The sequence below is a fragment of the Acinetobacter sp. 24-47-67 genome, from assembly GCF_056779735.1.
Map to the genome: position 1 here is coordinate 1 of NZ_JBWYIK010000035.1, position 468 is coordinate 468.

Annotated in this window: 1 protein-coding gene; it reads right to left on the reverse strand. The window is 42.7% G+C overall.

Going from position 1 to position 468, the window contains the following annotated elements:
- Window positions 1-468 (reverse strand): FAD-dependent oxidoreductase (locus tag AC1M9K_RS14545; protein ID WP_481589644.1); only part of this gene is annotated, 468 nt, incomplete at both ends.

A 468-nucleotide genomic window follows, 5' to 3' on the forward strand; every position in this document is an offset into this window, starting at 1 on the left:
TACTGTCCAGAACGAATGATGTAATCAAACGCTGACAGTGATGCTTTCGCGCCTTCACCAGTGGCAATGATGATTTGTTTATAAGGTACTGTTGTACAGTCACCCGCAGCGAATACACCTTTTACATTGGTTTCGTTGCGATCGTTAATCACAATCTCACCACGGTTGGTTAATTCAACTTGAGTTTCTTTTAAGAAATCCGTGTTGGGTAACAAACCGATTTGTACGAAGATCCCCGCCAATTCGACAGTGTGTTCTTCATCCGTCGCACGGTCTTTGTATGTCAGTGCAGTGACTTGTTTGCCATCACCCACAACTTCTGTAGACAACGCATTTTTGATGACAGTCGTGTTAGGTAAGCTGTTCAATTTATCTTGAAGAACTTGGTCAGCACGTAGTTTGGTATCAAACTCAACTAAAGTGACATGTTCAACGATACCAGCCAAATCAATCGCAGCTTCAACACCA